9 protein-coding genes are annotated in these 18,011 nt (G+C 47.6%); 4 read left to right on the top strand and 5 right to left on the bottom strand.

All coding sequences use genetic code 11. The features are described from left to right. Window positions 1-77: 77 nt before the first annotated feature. The 5 genes from GJR95_RS11695 to GJR95_RS11675 are packed head-to-tail and all read right to left on the bottom strand — an operon-like array spanning window position 78 to window position 8,027. The gene (locus GJR95_RS11695) at window positions 78-4,178 is read right to left on the bottom strand and encodes a PIN domain-containing protein (RefSeq protein ID WP_162386033.1); all 4,101 of its coding nucleotides are present in this window, start codon (window positions 4,176-4,178) and stop codon (window positions 78-80) included. Then, on the bottom strand, window positions 4,168-5,214 hold the full coding sequence (locus tag GJR95_RS11690) for a ComEC/Rec2 family competence protein (RefSeq protein WP_162386032.1): 1,047 nt from the start codon (window positions 5,212-5,214) through the stop codon (window positions 4,168-4,170). The genes GJR95_RS11695 and GJR95_RS11690 overlap by 11 nt, the downstream gene beginning before the upstream one ends. 4 nt (window positions 5,215-5,218) lie before the next feature. Continuing rightward, window positions 5,219-6,142 (bottom strand): S-4TM family putative pore-forming effector, encoded by a 924-nt coding sequence (locus GJR95_RS11685; protein ID WP_162386031.1) that lies wholly within the window; start codon window positions 6,140-6,142, stop codon window positions 5,219-5,221. Next, on the bottom strand, window positions 6,139-7,011 hold the full coding sequence (locus GJR95_RS11680; RefSeq protein WP_162386030.1) for a nucleotidyltransferase domain-containing protein: 873 nt from the start codon (window positions 7,009-7,011) through the stop codon (window positions 6,139-6,141). The genes GJR95_RS11685 and GJR95_RS11680 overlap by 4 nt, the downstream gene beginning before the upstream one ends. An 11-nt stretch (window positions 7,012-7,022) precedes the next feature. Continuing rightward, the gene (locus GJR95_RS11675) at window positions 7,023-8,027 is read right to left on the bottom strand and encodes a nucleotidyltransferase (RefSeq protein WP_162386029.1); all 1,005 of its coding nucleotides are present in this window, start codon (window positions 8,025-8,027) and stop codon (window positions 7,023-7,025) included. 149 nt (window positions 8,028-8,176) lie between these two features. On the opposite strand from GJR95_RS11675, the gene mads2 reads away from it, so the two are divergent. From mads2 to mads6, 4 genes are all read left to right on the top strand, one after another. After that, window positions 8,177-11,125, top strand: coding sequence for a methylation-associated defense system DNA methyltransferase MAD2 (gene mads2, locus GJR95_RS11670; RefSeq protein ID WP_198424837.1), 2,949 nt, complete (start codon window positions 8,177-8,179; stop codon window positions 11,123-11,125). Further along, window positions 11,122-12,531, top strand: coding sequence for a methylation-associated defense system restriction endonuclease subunit S MAD5 (mads5, locus tag GJR95_RS11665; protein WP_162386028.1), 1,410 nt, complete (start codon window positions 11,122-11,124; stop codon window positions 12,529-12,531). The genes mads2 and mads5 overlap by 4 nt, the downstream gene beginning before the upstream one ends. Before the next feature lie 111 nt (window positions 12,532-12,642). Further along, on the top strand, window positions 12,643-13,737 hold the full coding sequence (locus tag GJR95_RS11660) for a PDDEXK nuclease domain-containing protein (protein WP_162386027.1): 1,095 nt from the start codon (window positions 12,643-12,645) through the stop codon (window positions 13,735-13,737). Window positions 13,738-13,745: 8 nt separating this feature from the next. Continuing rightward, window positions 13,746-18,008 (top strand): methylation-associated defense system protein kinase MAD6, encoded by a 4,263-nt coding sequence (gene mads6, locus GJR95_RS11655; RefSeq protein ID WP_162386026.1) that lies wholly within the window; start codon window positions 13,746-13,748, stop codon window positions 18,006-18,008. The last annotated feature ends 3 nt before the right edge of the window (window positions 18,009-18,011 follow it).

Genomic DNA, 18,011 nt, shown 5'->3' with positions numbered 1-18,011 from the left:
TCGTGTCTATTATTTACAAGGCCGAGTCGGCTAATTTACAAGAGTAGTAATTCGATTATAGAATTTAAAGGTATACCCTAACTTAATCCTAGTGCGATGTTGAGATCTTCTTTAAGGAAGTTACCTAGATCTCCCATTAGTTTAAACTCACTGTCAATTAAAAGCCGGATTAGTAGAACATCTCGTTCTGTAACAGATGAGGTTCCCGTAAAATGTCGTCGCAGCATAGCTTGTGATACTTGTCGTTTGTAATCCAGAGTAAAAGGTTCTTTGTATACCATTTTTAAGAAAAGGATCACAGCTATCAATAAACGCGGTTCTGGATTATACTGCTTAGAGAAGCTGAACATGGCTCGATGATAATTCTTCTGATGAGCATCTTCAAGTAATGATTCTTTGAATACACGATAAAGTTGATTGGCTCCTAGGGTTAATCCACGAAAGTTAAAGCCTACCAAATCAAGCCATAATTGATTCAGATATAATTGACTATATTCTCTATGCAAAAAATGTTCAGTGGTTATTAATGCAAGCCCAATACTTGACCGGTAAGGAAGATAGTCGTCAGTAATCCAAATTCGATTGGGGCGATTTGCAAGCAACAACGTATCCGAGAACGAAGACACGAATGCTCTATCTTCTGGAAAAAGTTCTCTGTCATCGTCGCGGTCGACAAAATCGCTACCCAAACGTTCTGGAGCATAATCTGGTTTGCAATGCGCGTGAATCCAGTCCAGCAGCTCTTGGTAGAATATAGCTCTACGTTGTTGTTGATCTTCAGGGTAGAAATGTGGGGTGATTCGATCAACCAGTATTTCTTCTGACATAGCGCTACCCCGCTCGTTTCTTGCGGTTTCTAACTCCAGTGATATATAATCTATTAAAAACTGTGAGACGATAAAAGGCGTTTTTTCAAATGTTATCGACTTTATTTTTGATAAGAAAAATAAGGTGAATAGCGATGTAAAATCAAGTACATATTCCGTGGCTTCGCTTTGAGATAATGTATTCTGAAGACATATTGGCACAAGCGGGAATCCGCTAGCGTAGTCTGATGTAGCATAATTCCAGGCGGCCACTGGGTCTCCTCCATAAGCCCCTTGGCATAATTCAGTGAAGCCAATCTCGCCCTTAGCGAACTTCTGTCGCAGCTCATCTGTGATTATCTTTTGCTTAGTACCTTCTGGACCAAATAGTTCCTGTAATTGCTGATGAAACTTATCAAAATCTAATTCGCCTGCTTCATCCGTTGGGATTTCCATAGATCTCATGGCTAACCCGCTGAATGGCTGTTCAGAATTTTTCATAATGAAGGCTAATTGTCCAGAGTATTTGTCCATAATTTGAACAACAGTGTACTCTTCATCACGATGCATTAATTGGTCGTGCAGTTTGAATGATTCTCCAACTGCTAGTCCAATAGTAGCTTTTGCCACCCTGTTGTACTGGATGGCCTCTTCTGTCAATTCGAGTAGTTGTATGTCTCCCTCTAATTGAAGTCGAACGACCATATCAGGCTGCGCAGTCTGGGGTACGTCAAGGTTATCAAAAGCCTTATAATTAGTTGACAATGAAAAGTAGGACTGTTGGATACCTGGATTATTAGGATTCGCTTTTAACACTCGGTATGAAAGTTCCAAACCCTTAGTGTTGAGACCAACTGTAAAGCAAAAGTGAATTAGCGTAAAGCGAGCTTCTGTAGTAAAATCGTCACGGAATAGGTGATGATCCAGAGATAATTGGGCTAGTAATGCTTCTTTTTTTGTGGCTCCTTGAGAATATAGTGAACGCACTAAATCAAACCAGTAAGCTACCGAATCAGGAAAGTTGGTCAAACCATATATAGCGACCTCTTCCATTTTCACCCAGTTTCGAAGTGATTGGTAAACGGAGAGTTCATCGCGAATTAAGCTTGGATGTGGTGTGAATTTTGCCCGCCAGTTTGCTACCAACCGAAGAAAGCGCGCTATATCTTTTCGCTCATTGTAAATAGTTATGATGAACAGCAAGAGCTCCTCCGATTCTTCATTTTCATTACATAATTGTGCCAATAACTCTTTGGCAACCGACCAATCTTCTAGTCGCATGAAGATTCGTACGATAACCATTTGTAACATATCAGGTAAGATAGACCAATGCTGCTTAACCTGTTCGGCACAAGATCGTGCTCGGTCTTTAGGCTTTTGCTCTCCAACCCATAGAAACGCTTCTAGCAGGTGCTTATAATAAGGCTGCTCAAATGTTTTGCCGTCAATTGCTAACTGCTGAATCGACTCAATTGATATTCCCGAACTTAGAAGTACCTGAATAGGGGCCAAAAAGTTGATGACATCGAGATCAACCAAATTGTCAGTTCTTGATAAATACGATTGAAATGACTTTATCTTCTCCTTCGGGCAGTTTATTAGTTCATAAGCCATTCCCTTATATAAATCCAGTATCGGCTCATTTGAATAAATTTTGTCGGCGTTTATTGCATCGAGCATCTTTTGCCCTTCTTGCTGGCCGAACAATATCTGTAACAAATCAATCAATCGGTGAGGTATAGCCTCAATAGCCGCTGGCCTATTGGGCAAATAAGGTAGGGCAACAACCTGTTTTGTGCCAATGAACAGGTCAAAAAGTTGTTCGGCCATATGATGAGCGGTAGAATCATCATCTGTCAGAAAGTATCGGCAATAGCAAAACTCGAAGCGTAAGACTTGGAAGAATTTATCATTCCGTAGGTCCGAGTTTTCGACTCGCAGACAAATTCGCTCAAACAAATCGTGTGCGTATTTCAACTGAGAGTTTCCTAGTAGTTCTTTTGGCCGTTGAAGGTTGTGAATTCGCTTTAATCCGCTCATTAATTCATGTAATGCAAACTGCGCAATATATGACCAATAATAGACCCTTTTGCGGCTGATTGAACTAGGTATCTCCTGACCGGAAATCTCGGATCGAAATAAGTCTGTGTAGTCAGAAGTACGTATTGTTCCATCGCCTTTTAACTTTCCTAGTTTGGTCAGATAGCCGACTTTATAGGCCGGTTCAGATTGTGCGGCCGGGGGCACAGGTTGGTTCGGTTCAAGATGTGCGATGATTAACCACGCGTAAGGGTTAAATGGTTGTGCTTTTAGAATTGTCTCAGCTATTTCGTATGCTTTGTCAGGCTGCTCTTTATTCAAATAAGCATCCGCGGCCCGTTCTTGGTAACTTAGCACACTAGGAGCAAGCGCATTCGCTTCGATAAAAAGCTTATCCACATCAACCTCCTCGCGCAGATCTCCTGCATTCAATCCTTCTAAGTAGTTTACCCGCGCCAGCAATAAATTACGTCGGTCAGTCGACAATACGGCCTCGTTAAGGTTATTACGCACGGCCCGAACGATGCTCATTCCCTGTCTTGGTCTCAGTTCTTCCCAAGCTTGTTCAGCCTCATCTAATAAACGCCGGCATTGATCAACAAAATCAACTGAATCATTCTGTGCGACATTATTACTAGTAGCTGAAGCCTCTAAAATATACATTTCGGGCAAGTTGCTCGTTCTCAACAACGCATTAAGTGGGTTTAGGGTATGAGCGATGAATCGCTTGATACCCACTTGATAATCGGTAATAATCCCAGCAACATAAACGTGATTGTTTTCTTGACGGAACAATCCACTGCCCGAAAACCCTTTGACATTTGAATAGGCAATTGTGATATTGTCTTCAACAGATTCCGGCACTTTCAATTTAATTTGATGTCCTAGACATAAACCAGCCGTAGCATCAAGTTCTTCTGGATGCTGATTTGACAACGCATCTGGATACCCCCTAAATCGAAATGCTTGATCATGATTTATGTATGATACCAAAACAACAGGTGTAACCTGTACGGGCAATTGTGAGCGAGGAATTACTAATATGGCACCATCATAAGTGTCTTGAGCTTCGTAGAACAGCAACGGGCAATCGGCAACACGAACTAGTAAGCTTGTGAAAGTACATTGGTCATAATCATACCAGTCAACACTTATTTCGTTTAACTCTCCCAAATTAGCAAAGCAGTGCCGAGCCGTCAGCACATAGCTGTACTCATTACTATCTGAGACGACAACAAATCCACTGCCAACCGGCTGGCCAGCCACGGTCAACCGTACACTGAGATTATTTATGGATGCCATTAATAAGGAAGTCGCGTATTCAGCATTCATAGGTCAGGGAAATACAATTATCTTGAATAGATGGATAATGGCAGCAGATTTGGTATTGGTCCAGTTCAGATTCGGTGAAGAGCGACCGCACAACTCGGTCGTCGTACGTGAAATACAGATGTACGCGTTCTTTTGGTTGACGGCGACTGGCAACCGTAACAAGTCGGGCCAAAGCTTCTTTATGCGGTAGCCCGTGCTGGTTAGCTCCGTTTGTGCTAATTAAGTAATGCTGGCAATCAATTAAGTTCAAGAATTCATCGCTGGTATTGCCTTTAGAACCATGATGAGACAGTTTCATGAAATCCAACTTAATCGGATTTTGCTCGTTGTATCCCATTTCTCGAAGCGAGGTAGTCACTACATCCACATGAGCATCACCGGTAAACAGGCCATTGAACTTATTTGCTGCCAATAAAAAAGCAATGCTACTACGGTTACTCCACGACGTATCCGATGCGAACGACCGTTGAACTAACTGCTCTACAGGAAAGCGGTGGTCGTTGCTACCAGAAGACACAGCTTGCTCCCATTTTTTTACTGCTTTTTCCTTAGCCTCCCATTTAGTTAAAAATCGCTCATACTGATCGGCATCTGGTGATAAAATGGACATGTATAGTTCACCGAATTGATAACGCTGTCCGGCAAGCACTGGCTTACTATTGAGCTTATCTGTGGAAATAAGTTGATCGCGCAATCCAATACCTTGTACTACGCCAACGGGACCTCCATTGGCTGCACTAATATCAATGGGAGCATAGTTCATCCAGAACTGATTCACTACCGAATTACCAAATTCCTTTAGAAACGGGATAGCACCACCTATATGATCATTATCCGTGTGCGTTAATAGGAAGAGGTCTATACATTCACCGTTGTTGACAATTCGCCGTGTGGCTTCAGCTAATGTACGGTGGTACGTCTGGCTGAAGCCAGCATCAATCACGATGTGCTGAGTTGGTGAGTTCGGCTCACGCTGGAAGCTGACAAGCAGACAGTCGCCACAAAGGACTTGAAAGGCGGTTATGGTAAGGCTCAAATGACTAAGAAATAAGTTTCGTAATGTCGGCCACTAGTCGCTCAGTGGTCCGATCCATGAGGATTTGATCTCGCTTTTGATAATATCTATAGAAAAAATCCGGCACCTGTGTGTTCTTGCTTCGGCTATCGTAAATCTCATCCTGAACATGCCTGGCACGCTCATTTAGCCCCTGTTCATTACGAAGCTGTTGAGGGTCGGAGATCACGCTTTCAATATGTTGCAGAATCCGCTCCAAACTCTGTATAGCTTCATTCTGCTCCTGCATTTGTTTAAAATAGAAAGTAAAAAGTGGTGTTAAGGCTGCCAGTATGAGAATGAAATTGATCAGTGTTTGATCATTCAAATTTGTAATGTTATCTGGCCGATTGACGTACAGAATGAATAAGCCAAGTAATAAATACGTTATTGTTAAAAATACCCTATATCGTTTGCGAAGACGCCTACCCCAATCACAATTATTATATTGACTGACTAACCGTGCAATGGTTAGAGGGAGAGTTCCAACTAACCCTGAATGCCAGTTCTGAAGCTGCAGCTCTTTTTTATTACCCCCACAGTGGGCATCGTGCAACTCGACTATTTCGCCGGTTGTCACATCATTTACGGATTTCAAAGGAGAACACCCCAACTCCAACAAATCACAATCATACTGCTCCTGCACCTTTGCTCCTTTTTCGCGCAAATTCTTTATACGTGTGTCCAAGCCAAAGACATCGATAAATGAAGCAAGCAGTCCGTAAACGGCCCCTAACTTACCCGCATGGTCATTGGCTAGTGCTATCAAAGAAAAAACGGATGGGATAATTACATTGACGATGACTTGCCAGCCATACCAGTTTTTTGCCCGAGAATACAATTCACGTTGGGCGGCTAGTCGTTGTAGTTGTTTGGCTTCATTCTGACGGGTAGGTATTTGATTCATCATCTGTAAGTAGGGAATTCGTAGTTAAAAAGCTTTTTCCAAAAGGTATAGGCAATATCTGTTCGGCCTCGTTGTTCTGCTTCGATAGCTTTTAGAGCACGGCCTGTCGCTGTGGCCAGTCTAGACATCGCCGTTTCACGTTGTGTGTCAGTATTACAGGATGCAAGACCGAGTGTAATGCCCATAGGATCGTTGAACTCATCAAGTTCGTGTTCATACAAAGCGATAAATAGCTTGTACAAATCTAATGGAAGGTCAAGCCGACGGCGTTTAGCTAAATGCCGGGCCGTGAACAGTTCCAAGTAAAAGGAACGGATAGGTACGTTATGGTAGTACTTCCACGCTTTCACCAGTTGTATCAATGGTTTGAGCTTGCCGTTCAACTGTGCATCGATATCCCGCACATAGTGATTGTGCGCAACTGGACTTGACAAGAGCCATCCACCACTACCTTCCGGTATTCGGTAAGCGGGATACTTGTTGATCATGCCAGCATACACGCATGGCGTAATTTCAAGGGTTTCGGAACGGTACTTACCAAACGGAACACTTACGGCTGGGCTTTTAACCTCGATCCCTCGGGTTCGGATAAAGGTTTCACGTAGCCCTTCTTTGGTGCGCCGAAGTGTAATGGCCGAGTTTGAGCTAACCTTCTGTGAACTTAAAACAGCAAAATAATCTGTGTCACTATGGTGTCGAATTCCCGTACCGTTGCCAAACGACCCCGTTTCAAAAAGCTTATACAAGTCGAAACGGTTAGTAAGGCAACCCTCAATTGCCCCCTTGTGCGAGCGTCCTTTCTTGTGCTCGGTGTCCAGTGGGCTTAGCTTGGTCAATAAGGCAGTAAACCCTTCATCAATGGTACGTGCCATGGTGGGTCAGGTTAAACGAAAGAAGGAAAGGAAGGACCAAAAACGTCTTGCCACGCTTTTATAGACGCCTTGTGATCACCATTAGTCTCGTGTTGCCGGGCTTCACGAGCATACTCGGCATAGCGGGTAGTTACTGCGCTAATCCGGTTGCGGGTCTCTTGCTCCAGCCGGTTTATATTACCCTGAATGCCTTTAGGGTCCTCGACATCCCAACGGATAACATCGGCGATGTGGTCGAGCAGGTACGGGATTTCAACGTCGGGGTAGCGCGTAGTCTCTGTATACTTGGCTTCGTAGTATTTCAGCACTATCGTTTCCAGCAAGTATGAAGGAATAGTCGTTATGATTGGTCGTTTGGTCCAGAACTTCAACAAGCGCAGTACGTTCAGGACGTACCCGCTGTGTTGCTGATTGACCGATGTGGTTAATTCCTTGTCAATGCGTGGATCTGTCTTCATCCAATGGCCTTTGCCATCTGGAATTAGGTAGTAGGTACGCCCCGACTCGTCTTCGGCGGTCATGAAGCAGGGTACGATGTCGAAGCTCCAGTTATACGACGATAGGTTAAGCACGGCAGCCTGTTGTGTATATTTTATCTCCGCCGATTTGTATTGATGTACTTTACTTAACCCAGCCTTAAACTTGTTCATCACCTTCCTGGAATTAAGCAAGCTGGTATCGTCGTGGCACAGCCCGGTTAGCCGTTGAGCATTAGGGTTAATTGTTATTTCAACTCGGTCGCCGTAGTCCAGGTACGTGCTTCCCTCCCCGTGCAAACCGATCATCATGTCAATGTCGTTGAGCGGCCGAATTTTAGTTTTACGGGCAAAGGAGCCGTAATTTAGGTGGTAAGCAGGGGCAAGCAATGGGAAATCACTGTACCGACCAGGCAATGCATTAATCTGCTCATCGAGTAGCCAGTCGCGGCTCTTATAGGCTGTTTTAGTTTCGTCAGCATCTAAGTTGACGGTGTCACATAGAAATTCAGCAAATGCGTTGTTTACTGTCGAAGCCATAATACATTTTAATAGTGTTCATTGACGTCTAAATCAATAAATCCTACTCAAAGTTCCGGCAACTAAGTATTTTTTTTTGCCAAAAATTTGAAATCCTATCAGCTATATAACTACCTTGCAGCAGTATTTAACAATCCTTTGGTTTACTTGTGCTGAACTCTTATAGTGAACAATTCAACGCGAAGCTCCGCGATCAGTCAATTTGGACTAAAGACGAACTAACAGAACTGCTACGTTTGGAATTTCCCGACCTGACTGAAGGTACGTTGACGTGGCGCATCCATGATCTAAAATCAAAAGGTCTTATTTACAGCGCGGGGCGAGGTCGATACGTTATTGACCCTCCGGCTACTTTCCAGCCGACACTGTCTAACGAATCAGTACGACTCATCAAACGACTGCGGGCAGACTTGCCCGGAACCACCGTTTGTTTATCAGATACAAACTGGTTGAATAGTCTCCTGCCCGACGATGTTCCCCAACCAGCCTATTCATTTACGCTGATTGAACTTGATCGGGGACAACTCAATCAGGCATTTGGGTTGCTTCTCGACTTCAGTAAGAAAATTTTACTTAATCCTGATGAGCCTGCAGTTAAAAACCTTGTCCAGTTGGAAACGTCTGCAGTAATTATGCGCGCCTTGTCAAAAGAGTCACCTACGGTTGATTATAATGGCTTAACAATTAGCTCATTAGAGAAGATATTGATTGATGCCCTAATACACAAAGACCTTTTTGAGTCATACCAGCCTTACCTGAAGTCGATGATCACGAAGGCTTATGAACATTATACTATAAATATTGACAGATTACGCCGATACGCTCGTCGACGGGACCGCTTAGAAGAACTTGACTACTATTTAAATATGCTTCCAGGTATTACATTACCCGCATCAAAGCCCGAATTGCCTACACGATCAACAAACAAGATTCTTGCTGACGATGACATGACCGACAATTTGGCATCCGACAAGACCACAACCGACGCTATTTCGTCAGGCTCTAATTTGTCGAATGTGGAAGAAATTGGCACTAGTGAACCAATACAAGAGAGCCCAGGCCCCGACGGACTCATTTGTGTACTGACTGGCCTTGTCATGAAGGCTACTGAAAAAGAACAGACTTTACAAAGCTTGATTCGGCAGATGAACGAAGAGTATGGCTTCGACATGACCGACCTCGAACGCGATTTTCCGTTTACTGGCGAAGATGAAAGCGGTAAGAAAATCCGTCGAAAAGCTGATCTCGTGGCCTTCGAACAAGGAGCTGAACACATTCAGAATGGCATCATTCGGGTGTGTTTTGTCCAAGATGGCAAAACTAAAGAGTCAGATAAGAGTAAGGGCGTTGTGTTGCTCGACGATGCCCTAAACATGCTCGAAAACTGCGAGTTTGGCCTTTGGACCAACGGCCTGATGAATTCCTTTCGGCACCGTACTGGCTTTAAGCCTACCGGCGAAGCACGGTTGCAGGAGGTTTCGGACTTTCCCGGCGCGGGCGAGAACATGGATGACCTGACACGCTCCGACAAGATGACGGTTAGGAAACCGGCCAACGATTCGCTGATTCGAACCTTTAAGCGCTGCCATGACTATATCTACGGCAACCAGGGCCGCACAAAAGATGCCTTTTGGCAATTACTTTACCTGATTTTTTGCAAAATCTACGATGAAAAAAGGCGCGATATCTGCCATCAGAAAGGCGAGTCATACCGACGTCGATTTTGGGTGGGCGCTACTGAGCCACATACCGAAGACGGCCGACGCGATGTGTCGGAACGGATTAAGAAGCTGTTCGATGAACTAAAAGAAAGCGACGATTTTCAGGATGTATTCGAGGGCAATGAGCAAATTCAGCTCAACCAAAAGGCCCTCAGCTACGTAGCGGGCGAACTGGCAAAATACTCATTTCTCGACGCCACAGTCGATGTAAAGGGCATGGCCTATGAAACTATTGTTTCGAACACGCTTAAACAGGAGCGTGGGCAGTTTTTTACACCCCGTAATATTGTGCGGCTCATGGTAGACATGATGGACCCAGACCCCAGCCACCGGGTGCTCGATCCTGCCTGCGGCTCCGGAGGATTTCTGGTCATGGTGCTCGATCACGTTCGGAAGAAGATTGCCAAAGAACTCTATCCTGAATTGGACGGTGAATGGCTGAAAGACACCTTCAACTCACCTGACGTGAACGAACGGGTACGCTTATACGCTGGTGAAAAACTATTCGGCATTGACTTCGACCCAGACTTGAAACGGGCCGCCCGCATGAACATGGTGATGGCGGGTGATGGCCACGCCAACATCTTCCAGTTCAATAGCCTCGAATACCCAGACGGTGACGATACGGACGAAATCAATGGTTTTAACGAACGACTCCTGGACAGCCTTGATGCCGCCGATGACTTACCCGACCGCGACTACGATGACGCTAAGGAGAAGTTTGACCTTATTTTCTCGAACCCTCCGTTTGGTGCTAAAATCCCGATCAACGACCCACATGTACTGGAGAAGTACGACCTTGGCCACAGCTGGAAACGCGATGGCAATGGCGGCTGGGATATGGACGGGCGGCTCAGTGCCTCGGAACCACCCGAAATTTTGTTTATCGATCGCTGCTACCAGTTTCTAAAACCAGGCGGACGGTTAGCTATTGTCTTACCCGATGGTATTCTGGGCAACCCGAACACCGAATATGTTCGCGACTGGATTCTGAAACGCTTCCGTGTGCTGGCTTCCGTTGACTTGCCCGTAGAGGCTTTCTTGCCACAGGTAGGCGTACAGGCTTCGTTGCTATTTCTCCAACGCCTTACCGAAACTGAACGTGCCTTACAACGCGATGGAAAATACAAAGCCTATGATGTGTTTATGGCTATAGCCGAAAAGGTAGGAAAAGACCGCCGGGGAAACCCCATCCAGGAACGAGACGAAGACGGTAAAGATATCATCACGGAGAAGACAGTGTCGTACCTGCAATTCGACACAAAGACTAACACTAAAACCTTGAAAGAGCGACGCGAAAAAACCCCCGTTCTCGACGACGACTTACCCAAAATTGGCGAAGCATACCACCGCTTCCGTAACGGCGAACGACTATGATGACTGTAAAAACCGGCTCCTCGGCTTGGTATACTGAAGCTGGCACCCGGCTTGATGCAAGCTACCATTTAAGTGAAGCTCGTCAGGCAAAAACGCTAATTGATAAAGCCCCACTGGGCTGTTTAACTCTCCGGCAAGCTACAGAAAGTGTGTTCCTCGGCGGACGCTTTACTCGTGTGTACGTGTCAGACTCTTCAAAAGGGTACCCGTACCTTACAGCTTCTGACATGATTAAGTCAGACCCTTTCTCAGCTACGTATTTGTCCAAAGCTTACACGAAAAATCTAAGTAAACTTACTATTAAGAAAAATTGGATTCTGCTATCCTGCTCAGGTTCGATTGGCCGCACTGTATACACTAATGACTTGTTCGATGGGCAGGTTGGCACACACGATTTAATTCGGATTGTACCAAATTCAACGGTCATACCAGGTGGATATTTGTATGCCTATCTATCGTCAAAGTTTGGTTACGCTTTATTGACTCAGGGTACCTACGGTGGTGTCATTCAGCATATTGAACCGCACCATATTGCTAATTTGCCGATTCCTATTCTACCAGATAATGAGCAGCAGGCTATTCACACGGCAATTGAAACAGTAGCCAAACTAAGGGTTGAGGCCAACACGCTCTTGAGTGAGGCCGAAGCGCAGTTCTTAGGCAATCTTGGACTTGACAAAAATACCTTTAAACGCCTGACCTCCGCCAGCGAACGTGATACAGCCGCCGAGTTTGTTGTCAGTAGCGCGGCTCTGTCAGCTCGCACCCTCCGAGCCCGTAACTACGCCGAACGCCTACGCGAAATCGTAGCTGCGCTGACCGTTGGCAAGCACGATGTCTTGGTCGATGTATTGCAGCAGGAGCCATACTATACAGGGCGATTCAAACGCTTAGAATCTACAGCAGCCTCAGCAGTGGAGCTTTTCTCACAGGGAGACATTTTTGCCTTGAAACCAAAAGGGCAAATGATTTCTCCCCGTACAGTGCCGACCAATAGTAAAGCCCTCACTGAAAAGGGTACTATTTTGGTGGCAGGGGTAGGTACGTTGGGTGAAAACGAAATTTTCGGCCGTGCCAAATTCGTCTGGGGCTATCTCGAAGATAAATTGGTTGCTCAACACATTATTCGGTTTGAGCCAAACGAGCAATTGATTAATTCGGGCTACTTGTTCACAGTACTCAATTCAAAGTTGTGGTTCAGGATTTTACGGTCGTCAGTTTGCGGCACAAACCTGCTTGGCTTCATAGTGCCTATGCTTAACGAGATGCCTGTCCCCCGGTTCGATAAAGCGATTGAAGACGCTATCGGACAACGGGTCAAAACTGCCTATGAGAAACTTACCGAAGCCAACAAATGCGAAGCACAAGCCATTGCCCGGGTCGAAGAACTGGTGGGGAGTTGGTAGGAGGACATGCCTGAATTTGACATCGGGCCGCCGAAGCGGACGCGTCTGCCAAATTCAGGTAAAAAAATTACCATACGAATCGCAAACGATATGCTGAAACGAACGGATTAGATGGACTTTAACCAGTTAATAGCCAACATTGAAGGTATTCATGCCGAATTAGCAGGTCGGGCAGTACAGCAGGTCAATACGGCTATGACTGTGCGAAACTGGCTGATCGGCTTTTATCTGGTCGAGTTTGAGCAAAACGGCGACGACCGGGCTACTAAAGGGGAGCAATTAATGAAGCGTACCGCACAAAAACTACGCCACATCAAAGGCATGACTATTGCCAACCTCTTTAATTTCAGGCACTTCTACATTACCTATCGTTGGTTTGCCGATTATGTGCTGGCAGATAAACTACTACCTGCATTTTTACAGACGCTGTCTGTAAAAATGGACGATGCCAACATAGAGGATGTCAAACTACGATTACCGGCCCAACAGCTTTTAAACAGCTTAACCTTTTCACATTTTATTGAACTGGGCAGGGTCGATTCAGAATTGAAGCGTCGGTTCTACGAGGTTGAAGCGGTGAAAAATGCCTGGACAGTTAAGGAATTGACCCGTGCCACCACTACACTGCTCTTTGAACGTACCGGCCTTTCGACCGACAAAGCGGGCGTGATTGCTAAAATTAATGAGCGGCAAACCATCTTGCCCGCCGAGGTTATTCGTAACCCATATATGCTAGAATTTCTGGGCCTCGACGAAAAGCCACAGTACTCAGAAAACGATCTCGAAACGGCCATTCTTAACCATCTGCAAACGTTCCTGACCGAACTGGGTCGGGGTTTCTGTTTTGAGGCTCGCCAACGGCGCATCACCTTCGATAATACTCATTATCGGATTGATTTGGTTTTCTACAACCGCATCCTGAAAAGCCATGTGCTCATCGACCTTAAACTAGGCAGATTCGACCACGCCGACGCAGGGCAGATGAACGTTTATCTGAACTATTACAAAAAATACGAGATGACCGAGGGCGATAACCCACCTGTGGGCATCATCCTTTGCGCGGACAAAAACGACAGCTTAGTTGAGTTTGCTACGGGCGGACTGGCCAACGAAGTGTTTGTATCAAAATATTTAGTGCAACTGCCCGACAAAGACGTACTGCGCGCCCTAATTGAAGCCGAAGTAGAAAACCATACTCAAAACTAACTGAACGCGTGGCCCAACTAATCCGCACCATTTATGACAAAGGCGAGGTAAACGAAGGCGAAACCCGGTTGCTGGCTTTTCTGGAAAAGAACCTGCCCGACACGTACCTGGTGGTGCCGAACGTAGAACTACCTCACACCAATCCGCGCAACCGGGCGGTGGAGGTGCTCGAATACGATTGCCTTGTAGTAGCCCCGCACGCCATCTACCACCTCGAAAATAAAGACTGGAATGGCTACCTAACCGGCGACGACCGTGAATGGTTTTTGAACGGTCGGCCCAAAGGCAACCCACTACGTACCTGCGCATACAAGACCAAAGTACTGGCCAGTAAGCTCAAAGAACAGGATACCGCCTGGGGTCGCGCCTGGGTAGCCTCGGCCATTACCCTGTCGCACCCCAGTATGGTGTCGATGCAACTCGAAGGCGACAGCGCCGACGTAGCCTTTACGCTCGACAAAGGCCTGACCGAGTTTTTGCAGGACCCCGACCGCGCCCGGAGTTTCGCGGGGAAAATTGGGAACCTGCAAGAACCCATTTGCCGGTATCTGACCGCCCGGCAGGCTCCTGCCCAACGACGACCCCGCCTGTTCGAGACCGAGTACGAAATCATTGAGATTCTTAGCCAGACTGACAGCCGAACCGACTATTTGGTAAAGCCAAAGGGCGTTCAGACAAACCTTTACCGCAAAGTATCGGAATATGCCGTGTCGCTGGCGCATCTTGATGCCCACGCCCGACGGTTACGCTTGGGAGGTATTAAGAACCAGTACGTGGCTCTGCGGAAGATGGCCAGCAGCCCCCATATTATGCACGTTGATTTTAGAAGCGACGATGAACAAGGGTATTTCTACGAAATCAGCGATTATTTAGAAGAAAGTAGCCTCCGGCGTGAGTTGCAGCAACGGACGCTCACCTTTCAGGATCGACTGGGTATCCTGCGCAGCATAGCCCAGGGCTTGAAAGTCGCGCACGCGGCCGGGGTGTATCACCGCGAGGTCTGCCCCGACAATGTGTATCTGGGCATTGATGGCTCGGCCTTTCTGGCCAACTTCGGCAAATCGTACTTCTCGGATGCTGAGCGGCAGGGGCACACCGTGTTTCCCACCCTGCGCGACGAAGAACTGAGCGTTTACATGCCCATGGAGATGGCACGCCCGCATGAGGCCGACGCCCGAACCGACGTATACGGCTGGGGTATGACTGCTTACGAAACGCTGGTGGGTCACCTACCCCGCTACAACGACGGCGACGACTTTACCCAATGGAACGACCTCGATCACTTTGGCGGACGGCTTAAACCAGAACAACTGCCCCATGCTGTGCAGCCCGAACTCCCTATCTGGACCGATGAGCTCATTGATCGCTGCCTGCAACTAAACGCCGACGACCGCTTTGCCAGCCTGGACGACGTACTGACGTTTCTGGATAAAGTGAAGCAACAGGCTCAGACCAGCGTTACATCCGATTTGCCTAATAAGGCTGCGGAGGCAACCGCGCAATACAGCTACCGCGATAGTGAAGAACTAAGACAGGGCGACAAGATCAACGACTTTCTGCTGATCGATAAAATTGGTAATGGCGGCTACTCGGAAGTATGGCGAGTGAAACACACCATTCAAGGTCGAGATTACGCCATGAAGGTGTTTTACCCTAGTGTGCAGTTCGATAGCATTCTAGACGAATACGCGGCTCTGGCCGACGTGGAGCACGTCAATGTCGTGCGCTTTCGCTGGAACGGTCGGCTCAGCAATGGGCGTTACTTTACACTCATGGACCTGCTGGAAGGCGACTGCCTGCGCGACTACGTGTATGGTAACCCACCACTCGGCATGACGTTTCCGAACGTGTTTCGAGCCGGGCAGGAGCTGTTGCAAGCTCTGACGTACCTGCACGAGCGGAACATTCTGCACCGCGATATTAAACCCCACAACATCATCTGGCACCGGCAGGAACGGTTTGTGCTGATCGATTTCAACGTGGCCAGCATTGCTGCTAACACCGACCGGGTTGGTACCGACGCCTACGCTCCACCCGACAAAGTGCAGGATAACCGACGCATGGCCTGGGATGCCAGTTGCGATACGTTTGCCTTGGGCGTGACCCTCTATCAGGTCATTTGCCATGCCCATCCGTATGGCAAAAATCAACAACCGACCCTCACTAATCCACCGACCGACCCACGCCGACACGTAGAAAACCTTTCCGACGCCTTTGCCGACTTTCTGTTAAAAGCGGTGCAGCCGCGCACGGCCAACCGTTTTGGTTCGGCAAGCGAGATGCTCACAGCGCTGGAAGCCATTGGCCCAGGTGGTCTTACCAGACCGATGCAGCAAGTAGCTGTTATACCTTCTGCTAGCGAATCGTCGGCCGAAACAGCGATGCCGACGTCGGATTTTGTAGACGCACTCAATCGTCTGTTTAGCCAGTCGCGTTATAATAACGCCGGCACGCGGGCCTCAACCCTTCGAGGACTCGATGCTTTCGCTCGCGATACCTACATCGAAACACGCTTAGACACGCATCTCAAGCAAGCCATTCTGGACGGAACGTTTCGATTAGTCATCATCACCGGCAACGCGGGGGATGGTAAAACGGCCTTCATTCAGCGGGTAGAAGAAGCCTTGCAGGCTGATAACGGCAGCCAATTTACTCCATTGCCGACCGGCAACGGGGCTAGTTTTCGTATTGGTAACGTCCCATTTCAGAGCAACTACGACGGTTCACAGGACGAAGTAGACCAAGAGAATAGCGCTGTACTAGATGCCTTTTTTCGCCCTTTCGCCCATTTGACCAATTTTCGGCAAGCACCTGAAGGGCGACTACTGGCCATCAACGAAGGTCGGTTGGTCGAGTATCTTCAGCAACGGCGTGCTGAATTTGGCTTTCTGGCCGATACCATCGAAGCGTTTTTTTATAATGAGAATGCCGGAACCCTACCCGATGGTCTGCTGGTGATTAACCTCAATGTCCGGGCCGTGGTTAGTGCCACCAATGAAACGGCGCCAAGCCTGTTTCGCAAGCAGGTAAAGGCATTCGTGAAGCCCGACAATTGGCAAGGTTGCACCGATTGCGCCATACGGGAAGCCTGCTTTATCCGTTTCAATGTGCAGTCGATGAACGACCCTGCCGCAGGCGACGAAGTAATTAGTCGGATGGAACAACTCGTTCGCACGGTTCATTTTCGGCGAGACCTGCACATCACCATGCGTGATTTGCGTTCGCTGCTGGCGTTCTGGATTACCCGCGACCATAGTTGTGTCGATGTGCACACCCTCGCCGAGAAGTCGGTACAACCGGCTGACTGGCTCAGTAAGCATTATTATAACCTGACAGCCCCACAAGATGACCCAGGCAATCAGGATCGGCTGATCGACAAGTTGCGACGGCTCGATGTCGGCCGTAGTGTCGTTCCCGCTCTTGACAGGGCCTTGTTTTTTTCGCCATTGGTGGCTCGCCAATACATTGCCTTTGAGCAGCGCGAAGGCGACTTACTGATGGTATTAAACACCTGGAAAGACGATCCCGCTGCCCCTACCGACCTAACTGCCGGGCGAGTGGTGCAGCAACTGTTGGCTCGGCATCAATATTTCGAGGGGCGTTTTTACCAAACCTACCGCCCTGATCGCGACGACCAAAAGCGTAAGGAAGGAGCCCAACCCGAAGATGACAACCGGAGACACGAAGGTGAGTCGGTTCGAAACCCCTACCGTTCCGTGAGTTCGTTTGGGCGTTTGGTGAGTCCAGCTGGCGACAGTGACGCGGTAAAAAAAGCCCTGTTCGACGCCAAACAGAGCATTGCGCAAGCCATAGCACGACTCGAAACTGGCCAGAACCCAGATATGGCCCGCCGGTATGTGGTGCAGGCGGCTGGTCGTCCCGACCCGTTGAGTGCGTCGTATCGGCTATTTCCGCTAGACGATTTCGAGCTGGTAGAAGACCGCCGTCCCAGCCTGAGCGACTATATGGAATACGTACCTGACAAGCTGATTTTTCGGCACCGTGACCCGGCTAACCGCCACATTGCCCTGACTATTTCGCTCGATCTGTACGAGATGCTGTACTACATTCAGAAAGGCTTTTCGCCCTCGCTCAACGACCTAAAAGGCCGTTTTGTCGAGTATCAGGTGTTTCGTAACATGCTCGCCAATTTACCCTACCGTAAAGTAGTGGTTACGGGCGACCGCCAGGGTAGCGCGGGCGAAACCTACGTAGCCATCGAAGCCGACGCACAAAATCGGCTTATTATTCACAACGAACAATTCGACTGACCG

It is taken from the genome of Spirosoma endbachense, assembly GCF_010233585.1.
GTDB classification, from domain to species: domain Bacteria; phylum Bacteroidota; class Bacteroidia; order Cytophagales; family Spirosomataceae; genus Spirosoma; species Spirosoma endbachense.
This window is presented reverse-complemented; position numbering and strand designations above follow the sequence as displayed.

Coding starts and splice junctions, on each gene's coding strand:
- GJR95_RS11695 (WP_162386033.1), bottom strand. CDS start 4,178: ATGAATGCTGAATACGCGACTTCCTTATTAATGGCATCCATAAATAAT.
- GJR95_RS11685 (WP_162386031.1), bottom strand. CDS start 6,142: ATGATGAATCAAATACCTACCCGTCAGAATGAAGCCAAACAACTACAA.
- GJR95_RS11680 (WP_162386030.1), bottom strand. CDS start 7,011: ATGGCACGTACCATTGATGAAGGGTTTACTGCCTTATTGACCAAGCTA.
- GJR95_RS11675 (WP_162386029.1), bottom strand. CDS start 8,027: ATGGCTTCGACAGTAAACAACGCATTTGCTGAATTTCTATGTGACACC.
- mads5 (WP_162386028.1), top strand. CDS start 11,122: ATGATGACTGTAAAAACCGGCTCCTCGGCTTGGTATACTGAAGCTGGC.
- GJR95_RS11660 (WP_162386027.1), top strand. CDS start 12,643: ATGGACTTTAACCAGTTAATAGCCAACATTGAAGGTATTCATGCCGAA.